General features: G+C 49.7%; 16 protein-coding genes. 1 reads left to right on the top strand and 15 read right to left on the bottom strand.

What is annotated here, in order from left to right:
- Positions 1-21: 21 nt before the first annotated feature.
- From HGH92_RS31150 to HGH92_RS31130, 5 genes are all read right to left on the bottom strand, one after another.
- Entirely contained in the window at positions 22-2091 is a 2070-nt protein-coding gene (locus HGH92_RS31150; RefSeq protein WP_317166473.1) for a beta-L-arabinofuranosidase domain-containing protein, read from the bottom strand.
- Between the two features lie 8 nt (positions 2092-2099).
- The gene (locus HGH92_RS31145) at positions 2100-3197 is read right to left on the bottom strand and encodes an alpha/beta hydrolase (protein ID WP_211092799.1); all 1098 of its coding nucleotides are present in this window, start codon (positions 3195-3197) and stop codon (positions 2100-2102) included.
- Between the two features lie 48 nt (positions 3198-3245).
- Positions 3246-3581, bottom strand: coding sequence for an L-rhamnose mutarotase (locus tag HGH92_RS31140; RefSeq protein ID WP_168874757.1), 336 nt, complete (start codon positions 3579-3581; stop codon positions 3246-3248).
- 5 nt (positions 3582-3586) lie between these two features.
- Positions 3587-4855 (bottom strand): L-fucose:H+ symporter permease, encoded by a 1269-nt coding sequence (gene fucP, locus HGH92_RS31135; protein WP_168874756.1) that lies wholly within the window; start codon positions 4853-4855, stop codon positions 3587-3589.
- Positions 4856-4952: 97 nt separating this feature from the next.
- Entirely contained in the window at positions 4953-6602 is a 1650-nt protein-coding gene (locus HGH92_RS31130) for an alpha-L-fucosidase (RefSeq protein ID WP_168874755.1), read from the bottom strand.
- A 276-nt stretch (positions 6603-6878) separates the two neighbouring features.
- Between HGH92_RS31130 and HGH92_RS31125 the strand changes: the two genes are divergently transcribed.
- Positions 6879-7763: a helix-turn-helix domain-containing protein gene (locus tag HGH92_RS31125; protein WP_168874754.1), complete on the top strand. Its 885-nt coding sequence runs from the start codon at positions 6879-6881 to the stop codon at positions 7761-7763.
- A 16-nt stretch (positions 7764-7779) separates the two neighbouring features.
- Here the strand turns inward: HGH92_RS31125 and HGH92_RS31120 are convergent, their stop codons facing one another.
- The 10 genes from HGH92_RS31120 to HGH92_RS31075 are packed head-to-tail and all read right to left on the bottom strand — an operon-like array spanning position 7780 to position 19019.
- Positions 7780-9165, bottom strand: coding sequence for an undecaprenyl-phosphate glucose phosphotransferase (locus tag HGH92_RS31120; protein WP_168874753.1), 1386 nt, complete (start codon positions 9163-9165; stop codon positions 7780-7782).
- 29 nt (positions 9166-9194) lie between these two features.
- Positions 9195-10418 (bottom strand): WcaI family glycosyltransferase, encoded by a 1224-nt coding sequence (locus HGH92_RS31115; RefSeq protein WP_168874752.1) that lies wholly within the window; start codon positions 10416-10418, stop codon positions 9195-9197.
- A gap of 18 nt (positions 10419-10436) precedes the next feature.
- Positions 10437-11870 (bottom strand): capsule assembly Wzi family protein, encoded by a 1434-nt coding sequence (locus tag HGH92_RS31110; RefSeq protein WP_168874751.1) that lies wholly within the window; start codon positions 11868-11870, stop codon positions 10437-10439.
- Positions 11867-12448 (bottom strand): WcaF family extracellular polysaccharide biosynthesis acetyltransferase, encoded by a 582-nt coding sequence (locus tag HGH92_RS31105; RefSeq protein WP_168874750.1) that lies wholly within the window; start codon positions 12446-12448, stop codon positions 11867-11869. The genes HGH92_RS31110 and HGH92_RS31105 overlap by 4 nt, the downstream gene beginning before the upstream one ends.
- A gap of 6 nt (positions 12449-12454) precedes the next feature.
- Positions 12455-13360 carry a glycosyltransferase family 2 protein gene (locus HGH92_RS31100; protein ID WP_168874749.1) on the bottom strand — a complete coding sequence of 302 codons (906 nt, stop codon included), beginning with the start codon at positions 13358-13360 and terminating at the stop codon, positions 12455-12457.
- A complete protein-coding gene (locus tag HGH92_RS31095) occupies positions 13361-14491 on the bottom strand; it encodes an XrtY-associated glycosyltransferase XYAG1 (RefSeq protein ID WP_168874748.1) in 1131 nt (376 codons plus the stop codon).
- 10 nt (positions 14492-14501) lie between these two features.
- Complete coding sequence (locus tag HGH92_RS31090) at positions 14502-15578, bottom strand: glycosyltransferase (RefSeq protein WP_168874747.1); 1077 nt, start codon at positions 15576-15578, stop codon at positions 14502-14504.
- On the bottom strand, positions 15575-16933 hold the full coding sequence (locus HGH92_RS31085; RefSeq protein ID WP_168874746.1) for a hypothetical protein: 1359 nt from the start codon (positions 16931-16933) through the stop codon (positions 15575-15577). The genes HGH92_RS31090 and HGH92_RS31085 overlap by 4 nt, the downstream gene beginning before the upstream one ends.
- 2 nt (positions 16934-16935) lie before the next feature.
- Positions 16936-17862 (bottom strand): polysaccharide pyruvyl transferase family protein, encoded by a 927-nt coding sequence (locus HGH92_RS31080; protein WP_168874745.1) that lies wholly within the window; start codon positions 17860-17862, stop codon positions 16936-16938.
- Positions 17863-17873: 11 nt separating this feature from the next.
- A complete protein-coding gene (locus HGH92_RS31075) occupies positions 17874-19019 on the bottom strand; it encodes a glycosyltransferase family 4 protein (RefSeq protein WP_168874744.1) in 1146 nt (381 codons plus the stop codon).
- Between the last annotated feature and the right edge of the window lie 16 nt (positions 19020-19035).

Raw genomic sequence — 19035 nt, 5'->3', positions numbered from 1 at the left:
AATAGCCGGGCTGCCCAGAGCCTACGGGGCTTTGAGAAGCCGTACTTCCATGATGCCTGGCGCAGTCTTGCCTGCGGCAGCCCGGAAAACTACCTTTACCACGCCAGCGGAAATCATCCTCCCGGGGATGTCCACTATTGCAACCTGTTCGCCCCCGTCGTGACTGGCTTTCCCGCATAAGTCCACCAGGTTGGTGTTTCCAACAATCACACTGCCACAGTCCTCCGCATTATTATAACGGTAACGGATATACAATTGATGTTTTCCGGAGGAAGCTGCCTGCAACGTATAAGCAAACGACTGATGTGCTACCCTGAAATGCTGGTCGCCTGAAACACCGGCACTGCTGCCTCCATCCTCAAACTGATGGTCAGCCTCCGGTTGTTGTTCACCCGCATACACGCGGTCAATGGTCAGGCTGTCCAGGCGCTGCCTTTCATCACTTAGCGGCCCTGGTGGCCTGCCGTTCGCGCCCTGGCCTGCATAAGGCCAGTAAAGCATATACCGGCTGTCATGTATGCGGTAAAAGGGTATCAGTTTGAGGTCACTGACGGCCGGGCCGGAAATAAGACCGCTCATCGTAAATTCCAGTGCATTACCCGTACGTTGCAACGCCACACGCCCCGGACCATTTAGTTTCAGCAAGGGCGCTGTCTGTATCGGGCGCAGGCTCCCGCGCGCAATATGTCCCCAGCGGCTGGTATCGGCATGCAGCCCGGGCATATCGAGCGTATCTGTAGCAGCAGCCAGCACAAGAGGACCATACAAAAAAGAAAGCCAGTGACTGCCGTCCGGCAGGCCTTCTGTATATGTTTCCATTGGAAGATGGACCTTCAGCACATCCCCGTTTTTCCACGTACGACGGATAAACAAATAACCCGATGCACTGATGGCAGACCTTACCTGCTGCCCGTTAACGGTGACGGTTATACTGTCTTTCACCCATTCCGGCGCGCGCACGGCTATCGTTGCCAGCTGCGGCTTTTTCAAAGTAACGCTCAGCGAGGAGAAGTCTTCCTGCGGGAAGCGGGTCTCCTGTATCAGCGTCATCGATTTATTTTTCCAGTGTAATACCGAGGGAATAAAAAGGTTTACATAAAGCGAGTCGCCCGAATGGGCATAAATTAGTTCCGTAAATTTTCCATGATTTTCCAGTCCCGTCCCAACGCAGCACCACATGGCGTTCTGAGAGGTTGAATATACCCGGTAGTGCATGGGGCGTATGGGAGTAAAATAGACGAAACCGCCGTTGGGGTGTTGGGAGGAAAGGATATGATTATAAAGCGTGCGCTCATAATAGTCTATAAATTTCCGGTCAGGGTGGTGCAGGAAAAGCAGCCTGGTCAATTTCAGCATGTTATAGCTGTTACAGGTCTCCGGTCCTTCGGGGCTTTCCAGCATGGCCCGGAAATTATCCGCAGCATGGAAATGTTCGCGTACGCTGTTGCCGCCTATGGAGATGCTTCTGTGCGATACCACCGTGTTCCAGAAGAATGCCGAAGCATCTTCCAGTCCTGTGTCATGACCAGCCATGCCGGTACGCATCAAACCAACCACTTTGGGGATCTGTGTATTGGCATGTAATCCTGTAAGCGCATCGGTATGTCTGCTGAGCGGGTCGAGCAATTTCCGGTGGGTAAAGCGCCTGGCCATATTGAGCCAGCTGGTATCGCCGGTTTGCTCTGCTACTGCGGCAAAAATCTCGTTCATGCCTCCGAATTCCGTTTGCAGCATCAGCTGCATCTGTTCATCGCTGAGGTTTGCTGTCACATTCCTGCTCCAGCCGCAAAGCCGTAGCAACATGTCACGGGCCTGGGTGCTGGCAGTGAGCGTCCAGGCATCCAGCAGCCCGTTCATCGTTTTGTGCACGTTATACCAGGGCACCCATCTTTGGGTGACTGCCTCTCCCCTGCCTGCCGCCACCTGCTTCCATACCTTTTTCCCATCCGGAATACCGCCCAGGTAACCATCGCCGTTCTTCGCCTGGCATTTTTCCAGCTGGTCCAGCATATAATGCAGCCGCCGGAGATAAACCTCCTTTCCGGTAGCGGCATACATCAATGAAAGCGCCGACAGGTAGTGACCACCAATATGTCCGTTCAGGCCCCCGCTCTCCCAGCTGCCATAATTTTTTTTTTCACAGGGATGCCTGCATCCTGCTGAAAAGGCGCCAGAAGGCGGTCCGGGTCCATAGACAAAATATATTTTTCGTCTGTTCGCTGCGCATCCAGGAAAGGCCCTGACAGCAGCCTGACCTGGCCCGGAGCAAATGTCTGCAATCTGCCCGGCTGATGCTGCTGTATAAAAATCTGTTGGGCGAACAAATACAGATTACGGTCCCATTCCGTATTGTCGTGACCGTTAGTGTCCACGTTCCAGACGTGTGGCATGCCTATCCCGCTGAGATACTGATGCGCCTTTTCGCTGATCCCGAAAAGGCCATCTTTATTTCCGCATCCTATCCATAATAATTTCAACTGCTCACGGGCCGCCTTAAGGTCCGGAATAAACGGCACGTCGGTATACATACCGCCAAACTTATTGGTGTTAGGCGCCGACGAAAAACCGCCTACATAGGCAAATGTTTCCAGGTGATACAAACCGATGTTCAACGACTGGCCGCCGCCCATTGACAGGCCTGCCAATGCACGGTGTTCACGGTTGCTGATGGTGGAATAATGTGAATCGATGTAGGGAATGATATCTTTCAGCAGGTCCTCTTCAAATGGTTTCCCGTAGCCTTCAAACCCGTCCGCTCTCCCCGACCGGCCGGATGATGCAGTATCCGTTACCGTTAGCCTGGTATCACAGTTCGGAAAGACCATGATCACCGGTTGCATTTTACCATCTGCAATGAGGTTGTCGATAACATTATCTGCCTGGCACCATTCTGTCCACTGGCGGTAATCCTGTCCCAGGCCATGTAACAGGTACAGCACCGGATATTTCCTGTTTTCAGTGTAGCCCGGAGGCGTGTATACGCTCATTTCGCGGCGTTTACCGAGCGTTTTGGACGGGTACTGCACAACCGTCATTTTTCCATGAGGTATATTATTACGCTGCAGGTTAAAGCCAGCAGGAGGATCAGGGAAAGTAGGCACTGTACCTGCTTTTGAAGAAGCACTATCTGCCTGTGCCAGGCAGATATGACAGAACACCGTCAATACAGTCAAAATATACAAACATCTGTTACGCATTATCTTTTTTTTACCGTTATTTTTAACAGCATGGTGCATGCTGGTTTTCTAAAGACGAAAAATCCGATCCATCAACACCCATTTCTCTCCTTCTTTTGCCCAGGGCAATGGTTGCTGGAACTTCCACATTAATTGTTCCCACTCCTGTACTTTTGGGTTGGCCGCGTCAGATGCAGCTTTTGCTGTCTCGTCATACTGTTCATTGGTTTCCATGATCATCAGTAAACGGTTTCCCGTTCTGTAAATTTCCATCTCTGTGATTCCTGCGTCCAGAATGCTCTTTTTTATTTCCGGCCATCCGCTTTCCGCTTTGTGCCAATATTCATACTCTTCAATCAGCCGGGGATCATCTTTTAAATCGAGCGCCAAACAGTGTCTTTTCATATTTTTTAAATAATAGTTGAAACCAATAATTTTCCGTCTTTCTGATTTACGCGATGGCCTTTAAAACCGAAATAAGCCACCACCAGGAAACAAATCAATGGTATGATGTAACCATATTGAATATTGCCGGTCACATCGCTGATGTAGCCAAATAACCGCGGCAGGATAGCCCCTCCCACAATGGACATAATGATCAAACTGCTTCCAAACTCTGTATCTCCACCCAGTTCTTTTATACCAAGGGCAAAAATGGTTGGAAACATGATAGACATAAAAAAACAGATGCCTATTACGGCGTAAACCGTAACCATACCTGTTCCCCAGATGGCCACCAGGCAAAGAAAAATATTCAGCACAGCGTATACCGCCAGCATTCTGGCTGAACGGAAGTATTGCATGAGGTAAGTACCGATAAATCTCCCCAGCAGGAAGGCGAATCCGCACAAACCCAGGTAATCAGCCGCCGATACCGCTGTTATGCCCGCAGCCTTTGTAGCATAAAGAATAAACAGGCTGAACACACAGACCTGGGCGCCTACATAAAAAAACTGGGCGATGACGCCCCATCTCAGGTGATGATGCCGGAACGCATGAAAAATATGTTTACCGGCCGGTTGCTCTTCGTTTGTCTGGATGGCCGGCAGACGTGTGAAAGCGAAAATGACCGCTATCAGTACCAGGACGCTTCCCAAAATAAAATACGGTACTTTCACCGTGGCAGCTTCCGCTGCAAGCGCCAGCCGGCGGCCTTCTTCCGTCATCGCGCTTAATTGCGCCGCCGTATAATCTTTAGTAAGGATAACGCGGGCCCCGATCACAGGCGCCAGTGTGGTGGCCAGCCCATTAAACGACTGCGCCAGGTTCAGCCGCTGCGTGGAATACGCCGGATCACCCAGCGATGAAGCATAAGGGTTGGCAGCTGTTTCCAGAATGGTCAGACCACAGGCAATGATAAACAACGCAACAAGGAAAAACACATACTGCTGTGTATTGGCAGCAGGAATAAAAAGAAACGATCCCAGCGCAAAAACCAGCAGCCCGCTGATGATGCCTGTTTTATAGCCGTATTTTTTCATAATAAACCCCGCCGGCAAAGCCATGAGGAAATAAGCCACAAACACGGCAGAATCCACCAGGGTGGCCTGGACCGTGGTGAGCGTAAATGATTTCTGCAAATGGGGTATCAGTATCGGGTCGAGGTTATGCGCAAATCCCCACAAAAAAAACAGGCTTGTTATCAGTATAAACGGGAATAACGTCTTTTTGGTGGCCATATGTGAGCATAGTTTTGCAGAAGCCGGGGCTGACAGCAATACTACTGCCACCCCAATCAACTGCGTTGTTACAATAGGAGATACAGGAGCATATGCCTTAAGCGATAGCCCCTTCAATTTTCAATACAAATGCCTCTTTGCAGGGTGGCTGTTCCGGCAATTGCACAGTAAGGCCGTCGGGGGTCTGTTGAAATTTCAGTGCGCCGGCTCCCAGCATGCTCACCTGCTGCACTTTTCCAGCCTGGTCACTGGCCCGCAGCGTCTTTACCAGGGCGGTATTGTTTGCAGGCCATCCTAACAGGAACGCATAAAGTGTTTTACCCTTCGTGGTAAAACGGATATCTTCCGCGACAAATGGTTTGCCTTTCCCTTCGTTAAAACCCTGCGCATTCAATGCCACTGCAGACTCCATGGCAGGCCCTTCGCCAAATACTTTCCATGGCCGTGTACCATAGATAGCCTCACTGTTGACCTGCATCCACGCAGCTATCTGTTCAACGACGGCACGCTCTTCGCTGTCAATAGAGCCGTCGCCACGTACCGGGATATTCAGCAGCAGGTTGCCGTTCTTACTTACCACGTCTGCCAGGGTATGTATCACTGTTTTAGCGCTTTTATAGCGCTTGTTATCAAACAAGCGCCGATCATAGTGCCAGGCGCCGATACAGGTATCCGTTTGCCAAGGCAGCGGTTCTATCTCATTGCTTTGTCCCCTTTCAATATCCCATATCATACATTTCCGTTGCTGCTCGTTCAGCACCTTACAGAACAAAGCGGCTTCCAGTTTTCCATGTCTTTTGATGCTGGTATTGTAGAGATGTGCTGCTATCTTCAGCCCTGCATCGCTTATCGGCCAAAGCGGCAGCGCACTGTCGTCGAAATAAACGAGTTCAGGGCCGTACTTGTCAATGAGTTCGACAGTCCGGTTTAAAAAATTTTCACAGTAGGCCTTATCGGGTATGCTGGCACCATTCCCCCAGTCCCAGTGCCTTCCCATACTTCCGTTATCCAGACTGTCTTTGCTTAACGGATGATTTTGCGCATATAATTCCTGGGGATCGTAACCACGCCACCAGCTGTTACCACCATCGGATTTAGTCAGTTTGCCATCATAGGGCACGCCGGCATACGGCCCGCTCTTATCAGAACGCTGCGCCACCTCATACCACGTCCATGCATGGGAAGCATGTACCGTTACACCAAAAGGCAAGCCTTCTTTTTTGGCAGCCTTTGCCCAACCGCCTATAATATCTTTCTTAGGGCCCAGCCTGGTAGCATTCCACCGGTGGTATTTACTGTCATACAAATCAAAATTATCGTGGTGATTGGCCATGGCCATAAAATACCTGGCGCCTGCTTTTTTGTATAAGGCCACCAGTTCTTCCGGTTGCCAGTTCTCAGCCTTCCATTCGTTGATGACGTCTTTAAAGCCAAATTTTGACGGGTGGCCATACTTTTGGATATGATACTTATATTGGTCGCTCCCTTCCTGATACATGCCGCGGGCGTACCAGTCGCCGCGCTCCGGCTGACATTGCGGTCCCCAGTGGGCCCAGATGCCGAACTTTGCGTCACGGAACCAGTCAGGTACCTGGTATTGGGCCAGCGATTCCCAGCTGGGTTGGAATGGACCGGATGCCATACGTGGAATAGAAAGCGATTTCAGCGGGCTGTATGCATAAAGATCAGATAAGTACAGGGATGACAAGCCCGTCGCTAAACCTTTGATCAGCGTTCTTCTTTTCATGGAATTTATATTTACCGGGCATCACCACCAGCAGGCGTCAACTTTTTGCAGGCAGCCTTCAATGATGATGACAACTAATAATCGATCAATCAAACTTACTTCGAAATATTTACCAAACATTTGGCTTAATAGGACTTTCTTTTATACAAAACCGACTATTTACTACTTATTTTTATGGTAAAATCCTAACATTGGAAGAACAATGATCATTGTAAAAACAAATAACAGCGTTTCTGAGAGACGCTTCAATCCAGGTTGTTCAATCAAATGTACCACATGATTAAAAGAGCGCTAAAACAGACATTTACGTTATTGAACGTCGACTATGTGAAGCTGGACGCCAGGTGGAACTACAGAAATGTGATCAGTCCATATTTCAGGATATACTATATTGATGCGGGAACAGGCGAAATATGGGACGCCTCGGCACAGGTGAGGCTGGAAGCTGGCTTTCTTTATATTATACCGAGTTTCACCTTATGTAACCTGATATGCCCTGATTATCTCAGTCAATATTTCGTCCAGTTCTTTGAAGAGTCGTCAGACGGCATTTCACTGTTTGAAAATAACAGGGCCATCATGAAGGTAAAAGCCACCGACATTGACATACTGAATTTCAGGCGCCTGTTGGAAATAAACCCGGGCCGGGGCATTAACCGCTCTGACGACCCGAGCGTATACGAAAAAAATGTTTTCTACAAAGAATACCAGGAACTGAATAACCGTCAAAGCCTGTCGGTATTCACGGAAACACATGGCATTCTTCTCCAGCTGGTGTCGCGGTTCCTGACCCGGGAGACATTTAAACACATGGACACCGGACAGGTACCGGCAAAAATCCTGAATATTATCAGCTATATTCAACTGAACCTGAACCGCGACTTATCAGTAACACACCTGGCGAAAAAAGCAAACCTGCATACCGACTATTTTTCGCGCCTTTTCCAGCAACACACCGGAGAAAGGCCCGTCAAATATGTACATGAAAAAAGAATAGAACGGGCGCAATACCTGATGCTGACAACCCGGCTAACTTTTACCGAAATTGCGACGCAAACAGGATTTGACAACGTCTTCTATTTCTCTAAAATCTTCAAAAAAATAACAGGGATATCACCGGGAACATATAAAAAACAGATGAATACCATCGGGTCCGGCTAATCTGAAAAACAGGTATTCAGAACGCATTTTCCTCTCCTTTGATCGTATTCCGGACCGTCAAAAATATAATGCGCAGGTCCAGGTATATGGACCAGTTTTCCATGTACCAGATGTCGTGCTCAATTCTTCTGCGCAGGTGAGCTTCGTCCGTCACTTCGCCACGCAGGCCGCTAACCTGGGCCCATCCCGTAATACCGGGTTTCAGGAAATGACGGACCATATACTGTTGTATAATACGGGAATATTCTTCCGTATGCCTCAGCATATGAGGGCGTGGCCCTACAACTGACATATGGCCCATCCAGACATTCAGAAATTGCGGCATCTCATCCAGGTTGGTTTTCCGGAGTATGCGGCCTATACGTGTAAAACGGCTATCGTGGCGTGTCGCCTGTTTAGCATCAGCGTCCTTGTTCACATACATGCTTCGTAGTTTGAAGCATCGGAAATTCTGGTTATTACGGCCGGTACGGTACTGAATAAAAAATACCGGTCCCGCCGATTCCAGCCTGATCAGCAATGCCAGCAAAGGAATCAGCCAGCTCAAAATAAAGATGATCACCAGGCTGCTGAATACAATATCGAATACGCGCTTGCGTATCCGGTTGGCAATATCGTCCAGTGGCTCGGCGCGCAGCGATATGATGGGGATGTTATTGAAGTAGTCCACAAAAATCTGCCTGTTTACAAACAATTTAAAATCCGGGACAAAGCGGAAATGGATCAGATTTAATTCGGCTTCCCTGGCCAGCGTATACAGGTACGGAAATTTTTCGGGCGACAAAGTAGAATAGATCTCACGGATATTATTAGCCTGTGCATATGGCACACAAGCCGCCAGGTTGCCGATTACCGGGTAATAAGAGAGTTCATGCACATTATGCTGGTCTTCAAAATAACCTTCAAATTTGAGATTACTGTTATCTTCCAGCAATTTGCCGGCCAGTTCTTTCGACAACTCGTTATACCCCAGTATCACCACTTTTTTTTCCACTCCCCTGCGATGCATGATATGGCTGGTAACCCGGTAAAAGGTCCAACGCCCCAATAATACTACCAGGATAAATCCCGTGCAGTACATCAGGATAAACAGGCGGGAATATAATTGTTTGGAGAAGAAAAGGAACAACAACAGCAACAATAAGTACAGCAGAATGCTCTGTGCGGTTTTCCGGGTGATACGGTCAAAGGACAATTGCTGGCTCAGAAAATATATGCCTGTGGTATACAGCGCCACCATCCATGAGAGATTGGATGCTGCCAGGAAAATATCCACATTGATATCCTGCATGCGGTCATATCGCCGCAGCCAGAAACTGATGAGGTAAAAAAGGACATTCAGAGAAATAAAATCCAGTGCAATCAACTGGACGCTGCAAATCTTAAGGTACCGGTTCAACATAAAAAAGAGATAGTTGATCAATAATAGCACTATGCCACCTGTTCTTTAAAGCGCGCCATTACACCTGAAATGGAAAGATGGGCTGCCGCATAATCGCGTGCATTTCTGGCAATATCTGCCGTGTTTTGTGATATGGCCTTACCGATGCCCGCCTGCAAAGCCTCCTGGTTTTCGGCATCTACCAGTATCCCGATATTATGCCTGCTCACCAGTTCGTGCAAGCCCGTGCCGGAGTTGGCAGTGATCAGGGCGATGCCGCCTACTGCCAGTATGGTGCTCAGCTTGGAAGGCATTACCAGGTCACTGGCATGCGACTTTTGGATCACCAGATGCACATCTGCCATATTCAGGAACTGATTAAACTGCCCCGCAGGTTGCAACGGCAGGAAAGTGGTATTTTTCAGTTGCAGTTGTTCCGCCATTTGTTCCAGCCTTGCTTTATAAGGCCCTGAGCCACAGATAAGGAACCGGATATCCGGCTGGTGCTGCCATGCTGCGGCCGCATGCAGCAATGATTCCAGCCCCTGTTTCTCGCCTATCGCCCCTGAATACAAAACAATCTTATCGGTGGCCGCAAAGCCAAATGCTTCTTTCAGGGCTTCCTTACCGGTTAACGGATGGTACCTGGACACATCCACCCAATTGGGGAAGAAAAGGACCTCCCTTCCGGTTTTATCGCTTATTTTCCGGATCATGCCGTCCGCAATACTACTGACATGATCTGCACTTCGAAAAATGAATTGCTCCACTTTCAACATCGTGTTGATAAGGCGTTTAGACCGGATCATTGCCAGGTCCCTTGCGGCTTCTATCTGCAGGTCCTGCACATGGTATACGAAAACAGCGTCGCGTAGTTTCCTGTACAGTATGGCCAGCAGGCCCAGGTGAAACGGCGGGGCCACTGTGATCACGATATCGAATTTGCGCCGGAATACCAGTTGCATTATCTTAACAAACGCTGATGCGGCAAACGAAACATCCTGCAACATCCGCTTCTTTCCGGAAGGGTTGGCGGGCACATACTGCGGGCACCTGTATACCGTGATGTTCCCGGCCGTTTCTTTGCTAAACCAGTTTCGCATACGGTCATAGGGCGGCTGCACCTTCCATTGCGGATAGTAGGGATAGGTGGTAACGACCGTACAGTCGCAGCCGTTGTCCGCCAGCCAGCCGATCATTTCGCCGTTATATTTTCCAATGCCGGTTGGCTCCGGTGAGAAATTCCCGCTTATCAGTAATACTCGTTTACGCATATACGTTATATTTAAATCTTACATTTTCCAGCTCCACAGGACACCCAGTAAAAACCCTACATTGTTGGTCAGCTGTCCCTGGTCTACCGCCAGCGATGCTCTGAGCAGCAAGCCTTTCCCGGGCAACTGGTACTGCAGCTCCTCCAGCGTATACCATTGCCGCTTTGCAGGCGTAAACAAGGCCGGGTTGGTATAAGTGCCATAGTTTTGTGTATAGGTGATCAGCGTCTTGCCGGATAATTTCCCCATGAGGCGGTACTGGAAGCCGATATGCCCGCCCACAATACGGTTATTGATGATGTTGCCGCCTTTCCCGCGGAGCGAATCCTTTGGCAGATCCCAGTCCAGTGGTTTTACGCCGGTAAAATAATGTTGCGCCCTGTACCTGTCTGTAAACAGCGGTGTTCCAATGATACGCTCATGATAGTCCCAACCGGTCAGGTACACGCCGTTGTTATAATAACTTTCCCTGAGACGTTGCAGGTAGAAGTCGTTCGACTGCCGGGTATAAATAAACTCTGCCACTATTTTACTTAGCCAGCCACCGGGCTTTTTGTTGGTATAGCTAATACCAAGCAGCCGATCGATGTTCCGGATATCGATGCCCTGACCTGATTCAAACGGCGTCTGGTGATAGAGGTGCAGCGCCAGTTGTTCATTCTCCCAGTCGATCCCTCCCTCGATGACACCACGGTGATCACCTGGCCGGTTGGGTTGTATATTCGCATCACCTACTGTGCCGTCGTCTTTTGTTTTCACCAGCAATACATCCATAAACCCTTGCCAGTTCCGGGTGATGGCCGGAAGGTCCTTACGGCTGCCACCCCAAACGGCATAATGCTGTATGCCGCCAAATAATTTGAGCTTGTTTTTTCCTATGCGGAGATAGAAGTTTTTTTCATGCAGCCAGGCGTTTTTAATGAACTGTTCTTTTCCCATCCAGCCATGGCTGATCAGCCCTTTAAACTGTAGCCATCCGTTTGTCCAGGGCACATTGGTGTATTTTGTTACTGCCAACCCTATCTTTGGGATAGGCAGCGCATTGCCGCTGACTCCCAGGGAGCCGCTGCTCAGCAAGGGGTCTACTTCCCCGATAATCTCTTCATACCGCCCGGCGCGTATCTCCCAGTTCTTATATCCCGCTTTTATAAATCCCTGTTCAATAAAAGTGCTGCCAAATTGGTTGTTGTTATATACGTCCAGCCCCAGCCTGAGATAAAAACGCTCCTGCCATACCTGTTGCCCGGAGAACCCTACATGCGCCGACATATCACCCTTGCGGTCACTGATGGTCCCGAAGCGCTTCGACACCAGCCACAAGGGCATATAGTCTTTTGTCGCCACCGTACCGATGGCGCCGGCATGTACTTCAAGCGAGTCGGTGAGCCAATGTTGTCCCTGCAGCCGCCCCCACATGCATATAAACAATAACAAAACGGCGCTTTTTCTCATATGGCCGCCATATTTAGGAAAGTGACAGGATGCGTTACCATTTCCCGCTTACGCACTGCTACGGCGGGGCTTCCGGAATAAATCAGCCAGGGCTGCAGATCTTTTGAAGCCAGGCTGTTTACCGTAAGCACACTGTGCGATCCGCAGGTGACGCCCGCAGATACTACCGCCATAGCGCCAATCCAGGCACCGTCTTCGATATGGATATCTCCGAGCCGGTAAGGGAAATCCGGCCGTTTATAATCGTGGTTCCCTGTCAGCAACAGTGCGCCCTGTGAAATACATACGTGATCGCCCAGGGTCACATCTGCCAGGTTATCGATCCAGACCCCTTCCCCCAGCCAGCAATGGTCACCAATGGTCAATCGCCACGGGTACTTGATCCGCACCTTTGTCTTTATGACCAGGCCTTTGCCTACCCTGGCGCCGAACAACCTCAGCAACGCACGTTTCAACACATATGGCCACGGGAAAGCGCTATTAAGCACATAATAGTTGCAGAAGTACCAGGCCAGTACTTTCCATTTCGGTCCGGCATAATAATTACCGGTGTTAAATGCCGCGAGATTGGTTGCCATATAATATCAGATATGAATGTTATAATCCTGTTTCAGTAATGCCATAATATCCTCCTTGCTTTCTCCTCCCTTCAGCTTTTGTTGGAACTCCTGCACATTAACGTCTACGAGCAAACGATACCAGTAGCCCTGCATGAAATGGAATAAGAAGCCTTTGTAGCCGTCCAGGAACCCGCAGCGCAGCACATAGCGGAAAAGAAAATACATGGAGGCCCGCATCCCCGGCGATAGTGCAGCGTAAACCTTTTCCTTAAGGAACCGTTTGCGTTTGGCCTGCGATCCGTGTGCTTTCAACAAACGGTCGTCCGATTGCCAGAAGCTGTAACGGATATTCAGCAGGTCCACCATTTCCCTGATGGCATAGTTGTTATGCTTATTTACCCACCAGTGGATTGAGTTCAGGTTGTCATCCACAATATGCTCATTGAACCGCAGGGTATTGCCATCAGACAATACGACATGTTCATCCATCCAGCGTTGCTCAATGCTTCCCACCCCGTTGCGCCAGATTCTCAGGAGCGTATGTGGGTAAAAGCCGCCGTACCGGATCCATTTTCCCTTAAACAATACCTTCCTGCGTATGTATATTCCCGTTATATTTTCCGGCATGTTGTCCAGACGTGCGGCTATCTCCTTTACCAGTCCTGGTTCCAGGTATTCATCTGCATCCATGCGCATCACCCAGGGGGCTGTGATGCCCGCATGGTCCAACGCCCATTGAAACTGGTCCGCATAATTGACCCATTTACGCTGAAGCACCTTCGCTCCATAGCTTTCTGCGATGGCCACTGTGTCGTCAGTGGAAAAAGCGTCTACCACATAAATACTGCTCACTATGGGCCTCAGGCTACGTATACAGCGTGCCAGATGCAATGATTCGTTATAGGTGAGTATTATCACTGCCAATTCCATCTAATTACATTTTTCGTACAGTTGAACATAAGAAGACGCCAGCCTGGCATCATTAAAATCATCGCGGACCTGCCCGGGCGCATGGCGGGAAATATACTCCCGCCGTAATTTATCGCGGTAAGCTTCCTCCAACTGGCGGGTAATGGCCGCCACGTTGTCTATCGGTGTAATCCAACCCAGGTTATGGTCCCGCACGTAGCCGGCCAATCCTACCTGGTCGCTGATCAATACGGGTGTGCCGGCATATAAGGCTTCTATGACCACGATCGCAAAGTTTTCATTACGGGAGGTGAGGGCAAAAAGGTCGGTGGCAGCAAGGAAATGAAACTTATCCTCATTGCCTTTCCAACCTACCCAGTCCACTTTGTCCTTCATATCCAACTGTGCCACCAGGTCCTTCAGTTCCAACACATACTTTTCATCGCCCGTGCCCGCAATCTGCAAACGGTACGGGAACGATACCCCTGAGAGCGCCTGTATCAGGAGGTCCAATCCCTTTTTGGGGTCCACGCGTGAAAGGAAGCTAATGGTGAATGCGTTGTTATCATGGCGTGTATAGCTGTCCCCGGGAAGATGCACGAGGTTAAACACCTGCCCCCCTTCCCAGCCTTTATTTATCTGCTGGCACTCCTTCCATTCCATTTCAGAGGAGACATGCAGATAAGTGTTACGCAGCAGCTGTTTGCCCATCACCTTATGCAGCAGCTGTTTGCTACGGCTGTTCCTGGCAGTGAGCACATAATCGCAGAACATACCGTGAGGCGACAGCAATGGTTTCAGTTTTTTCCACTTGCATATAAAGGAAGCGCCGATCACCAGGAAATTCCACCATGAGTGAATATGTATTTTATCGAACAGCCGTGCATTAGTCCAAACTGCTTTCCATAAAGCGGGCGACACATGTGTATGGTCACCGGTGATCCGTTTAAAGTAGGTCACCTTTACGCCATCCACCACGATGGTGCTATTGGCTGGTATCTCCAGCTCCTTTCCGCCGTTAGCGGTGGTAGTATAGACCTCAACGGTATGTCCCATCTGCGTCAGCTGTTCTGCCAGGCGGGCAATTACCACAACCGGCCCGCCGTACACATAGGCCGGCTTGTAGGAAGGAACAATGAAAAGTATCTTCATAAAATGATTATTATTGGATCATTGCATGCAGCGAATGCGACGCATTGTCAACCATGCCTGTCATCGTCAGGTTCTCTTTTACAAAGCGCCTGGCCTGCTGCCCCATAGTATAGATCGCATCATCGGAAATGGTACGCAGCGTATGCAGGCAGTGCTCCATACTCTCAAAGATCAACCCGTTATTACCGTCTTTGATGTAGCCGTATTCCACACATTGCAATATCGTTTCGCTACGTTTGAAAGTGCATACCGGCTTACCATAAGCCATAGCTTCCACGGCGGACAATCCAACCCACCCTGGCTGAAAATAAAGATCTGCCAGGCCAAACAACTCCTGCTTCACCGCCGGGTCGTACACCGCACCAAAGTCGATCACATGCGGATAACCGCTGAAGTCAGGTTTGTATTTTCCCGCTCCGATAATGACAAAGCCATATTCCGCCGGATCGGTTTCCGCAATGACTTTTAACAGCAGGTCAATGCGCCGTCCCGTTTCATTAAACCGGGCGCAGTAGATCAACACTCTCCTGGCGCGAACACCATACTTTTCCCGTAAGGCTGTCTTGTCAGGAAGAGGTTGTTGTATGATCTGTTCCACTTCCGAGATGGTATTATTCAGCGACACGGCGTTCATGGCCGGGATGACCTGTCGCCATAACGCCATTTCACTGGCAGTATAGAACCAGGTGGCATCTGCCAGTTGTATCATCCATTTCAGCAGGCGGCTGGGCTGCTGCTCTTCCTGCACATACCTCTTCACGGAAATTCCGTGGCCCCAAAGCACCACCTTTTGTTTGAGGAAAGGTTTCAACAACAGGATTATCCAGGTAGATATATGTGCAAAATTGAGCATCAGCACCAGCACCTTATAGTCTGATTTTAAAAGACGTAGCGGGTTATAAAGTACAAAAGGCCCTATGCTCCAGGCAGGCAATGGTTTGACGGAAGTACTGCCGGCCGACAGGTTTTGCTTTTGCATTACTTCCGCTCCGTTGTAACAATACAGTTCAAACGGCGCCTGCTCGCGCAGGCGGTTAAAGAAATGCTCTCTGTAATGCGGCACCAGTGGCTGTACAATAGCTATCATACCAGCACGTTTTTATTTACATGAATTATACTGCTCACATCATATCCATAGATCAGCCGGCTGCCCTCGTGAATGGAATCGAAGGCCACCTGGCTGCCATCCCGCTTCCAGCGGGGATGCAGATCGCAGTGCAGCCCACTTCTGGTAAAAGCCATCTGTTCCAGTGAAAACGATTTCAGCACGCCCTCATCTACTCCTTCGAGTAAACGGTCGGCCAGTTGCAGATCAGGCTTAGTATCGATCATGCGGTAGGTCCCTAACGTGGTTTTCTCCTGCGTGCTGTACTGGAAGAGGAAAAGCGTACGAATGCCGTGCTGGTCAGGATAGGTATCGCAAATCATCCAGTCGCGGTCGGCCGGGCAAAACATCGGATGCCCGTCTTCCGTGATGATATCCTTTGCCAGCATAGCCGGCACCGCATTATCTGTATCTTCCAGCAGCAGCCAGTTGAAAGGCGCCACGGCCTTCGCGCCTTTTGCGCGGGTGTACAATAGTTTCTTGAGCACTTTCTTCCCGTTGGCTATCAGGCCAGCCGGCATCATCCTGTACAACAGTGAGCCGCGCAGTTTTTCAATACCGCTGCCGGTCCTTCCCCAGATGGCAATATGGTTGTCGTCTTTCCAGTCGAAATGACTGAGAAACCCGGTGGCCAGGCAGGTAAGCCCGTCACCGTCCGTACCTATGGTCATCAGCCGCGTGGTTTCTCCACCGTCTTTCAGCTTGTAACGGTGCAGAAAAGCCAGCCTGTTCTGCGATGGATTTAATAGCAGGTGAGTAATGTAATGATGCTGGCCCAGCGAAGGGTCCATCCGGTAATTAGCCGCTGCTGCAACAGAAAGCAGCAGCGACTGTTCACCGGTATAAATATTATGTATTGTAATGCCGGAATCCACAGGCGCATGGACATGCGCCTGTTTATCAGGAAGTCCGGTATAACCATATCCGCCTACCCGGAATAATCGCGCGTAATCCAACCCGAAAGCAATGCCCTTGTCGGTGATCACATGTGCGGGCAACTGCAGGGTAGATACACACCTACCGGTATCTGCATCATAGATGCGTGATCCCCATTTGTCTTCTACACGATCATTCACAATAAAATTGTCTGTTTCGGCTATCCATTGCTGCCGCGCCCCCTGAGGATAATTATAGGCATAAGTATCGCCCAGCCTGCGGAATTGCCGTGCCGCATCAAAATAACCAATACCGCATGCCACCCGTGGGTCCGGCGGCACCGTTATATCGGGCGCCTGCAAAGCCAAAATTTTATCCCCTTCAAAATTCCATGCCACCAGGTCATGGAACCCAAAAAAGAAATGACCTTCCCCCCTTGATAAAACAAATTCCTTTTGCATAACTAACGTGTTGTAATAAATAAAGAAGTATCCATGCTCCGCTCTCTGCGCAACAAATCGGCCTGACCAAAAATTTTGCTATCGATGCGCCTGACCATCTCGTCTTCCGACAGATAAAATTCAGTTACGCCCTGCAGCATTTTCATCAGCTCGGATTTTACCATGCCGGGAACAAGGAACTCCGCGCTGATACGATTACAGGAGAGTGATTTTATCTTTTCGTGCAGGAATGATTTGCGGTACAGCTTTACCGTGGTAGCATTGATATTATAAAGATTGACAGCCGCCAGCCAGTCCATCCATTTGAACTCCGAAACACCGCTGCCTTCCGTATGCGGCGTGGACAACAGGAACCGGTGCCAGGGAACTCTCAGCGCATCGGCGAGAATAGCGCCGTGCATGGCCTCTGCAATAACATACTGCGATGCAGCAATTTCCGCCAGCGTATGCTCTACTCCTTTTTCGGAGCGCGGTGAAATATAGTTGAAGCCCAACCGGGAACAGAGACTTTCCCAGTCGAAGAACGGGACTGATTTAAAATACGGGATGACGCTCACCTTATACTTCTTCGGCATATGCAGGAACCTGTTAAAATCCGGAAGAAGACGGATGGCATAGGCCGCGTCAGCGATATACGGGAACTGGTTATTAAAAGCATAGGCAGATAACGGCCCTCTGAGGAAACGGATATCCCAACTGCCGTCCAGCGGAAAGATCCTATGAACGGGCCGTACGCCGGTACCAAACACGATTTTACGCCGCGCCGCCAGATCACGGAACAAGGGAGAACCGTCGAACAGGATAGAGCCTATGCCCAGGAATACATCCGGATCTTTTTCTTTTCCCATGCCAAACAATTTGGGCCAGAGCCAGCCGTTGAGGTCATCGCCAAAATTGCCCTTAGGGTCTTTATAATAAACGTAGTTCACGCTGGTACCATTTACAGGTTAGCAATACTTAATACTTTGGTCGTGTAGTTACTGTTGATCCATTCGGTAAAGTCAATAGCGCGTTTTTCCCAGCTATGTGCCTTCTTATCGGCCCCCCGCACTTCCAGGCCACCGGACGCCAGCTGATTGATCAGTGCAGCCAGGGAGGCTGGTTGCCGGTTATCAAAATAGCTACCGTCATTTCCAAATATCTCTGCCGGTTCTCCGACGTTGCAGGTAAACACGGGTTTGTCAAAGGGTATATACATATAGATCTTACTGGGGCAGCGGGCCCGGTCCTGTATGGTATCATTCAGCGGAGATATAAATGCATCCGCGGCCGCAAAGTAAGAGCTCAGCTCCTCTTCCGGCGTGTAGCCCAGGAACTGTACCTGTTGCGTCAGCCCCTTTTCCTTTACAAAAGCCTTAGCCTCTTCCTGGTGGCGCCCACGGCCCAACAACAGCAGGATTACGTCCGGGCGCTCGCTGCTGATCATTTCCATTGCCTGCAGCATGGTAAACAGGCCGTAGTTGCGGGTCAGCGTTCCCATGTAGATGAGCAGCGTTTTTCCGGCATAGGTGTCTTTTAACTCCTGGTAACGGATGCGTGGCGACTCCACCACTTCATTGTTAAACGCATAGGGAGAATAAAGGACAGGCAGTTGCTTACGAAGTAATTGTGCTGCTCTCTTTTTGTAAATCTTACAGAGGTAGCTGCTTGCGCACAGCAAGCCGTCGGCATATAATACAGACCAGTATTCCAGGGCCAGCATGGCATATTTGCGAAGACCACTGTTGTCCGGGATACCAGACGGTAGTTCTGAATGTTCGATGAGTATCTTTGGCTTGTGCTTAAGTTTGCCTTTCGAGATGCGGTTACGGAAGCTAAATGAGCAAAACATTACGTAATCCGGCGCTATTTCATTTACCAGTGCGGTTTTCGTTCGTACCTCTTCCGCAACGGTGCCCGGGGGATAATAATACACCTGCACTGCATCGCTGCACTCCATGGCTATACGCTTCCTGTTCTCTTCACTGTCCTGTGCAATGATCGTCACCTCCCATCCAAGTGCCAGGAGAGGATTTGCCATGCCGATGGCCCGTTTCATGGTGGCAATGAACTTAATATCGCCAAGCGTGATGAAGCATATTTTCATAGTCGTTGTTTTTTCC

The organism is Chitinophaga varians (genome assembly GCF_012641275.1).
Lineage (GTDB): Bacteria > Bacteroidota > Bacteroidia > Chitinophagales > Chitinophagaceae > Chitinophaga > Chitinophaga varians_A.
Note: the sequence above shows the minus strand (reverse complement) of the source record. Positions and strands in the feature narration are given on the sequence as shown.

Excerpts from the sequence above, each read along its gene's own strand:
- HGH92_RS31145 (WP_211092799.1), bottom strand. The coding sequence starts at position 3,197 with ATGCGTAACAGATGTTTGTATATTTTGACTGTATTGACGGTGTTCTGT.
- HGH92_RS31140 (WP_168874757.1), bottom strand. The coding sequence starts at position 3,581 with ATGAAAAGACACTGTTTGGCGCTCGATTTAAAAGATGATCCCCGGCTG.
- fucP (WP_168874756.1), bottom strand. The coding sequence starts at position 4,855 with ATGGCCACCAAAAAGACGTTATTCCCGTTTATACTGATAACAAGCCTG.
- HGH92_RS31130 (WP_168874755.1), bottom strand. The coding sequence starts at position 6,602 with ATGAAAAGAAGAACGCTGATCAAAGGTTTAGCGACGGGCTTGTCATCC.
- HGH92_RS31125 (WP_168874754.1), top strand. The coding sequence starts at position 6,879 with ATGATTAAAAGAGCGCTAAAACAGACATTTACGTTATTGAACGTCGAC.
- HGH92_RS31120 (WP_168874753.1), bottom strand. The coding sequence starts at position 9,165 with ATGTTGAACCGGTACCTTAAGATTTGCAGCGTCCAGTTGATTGCACTG.
- HGH92_RS31115 (WP_168874752.1), bottom strand. The coding sequence starts at position 10,418 with ATGCGTAAACGAGTATTACTGATAAGCGGGAATTTCTCACCGGAGCCA.
- HGH92_RS31110 (WP_168874751.1), bottom strand. The coding sequence starts at position 11,870 with ATGAGAAAAAGCGCCGTTTTGTTATTGTTTATATGCATGTGGGGGCGG.
- HGH92_RS31105 (WP_168874750.1), bottom strand. The coding sequence starts at position 12,448 with ATGGCAACCAATCTCGCGGCATTTAACACCGGTAATTATTATGCCGGA.
- HGH92_RS31100 (WP_168874749.1), bottom strand. The coding sequence starts at position 13,360 with ATGGAATTGGCAGTGATAATACTCACCTATAACGAATCATTGCATCTG.
- HGH92_RS31095 (WP_168874748.1), bottom strand. The coding sequence starts at position 14,491 with ATGAAGATACTTTTCATTGTTCCTTCCTACAAGCCGGCCTATGTGTAC.
- HGH92_RS31090 (WP_168874747.1), bottom strand. The coding sequence starts at position 15,578 with ATGATAGCTATTGTACAGCCACTGGTGCCGCATTACAGAGAGCATTTC.
- HGH92_RS31085 (WP_168874746.1), bottom strand. The coding sequence starts at position 16,933 with ATGCAAAAGGAATTTGTTTTATCAAGGGGGGAAGGTCATTTCTTTTTT.
- HGH92_RS31075 (WP_168874744.1), bottom strand. The coding sequence starts at position 19,019 with ATGAAAATATGCTTCATCACGCTTGGCGATATTAAGTTCATTGCCACC.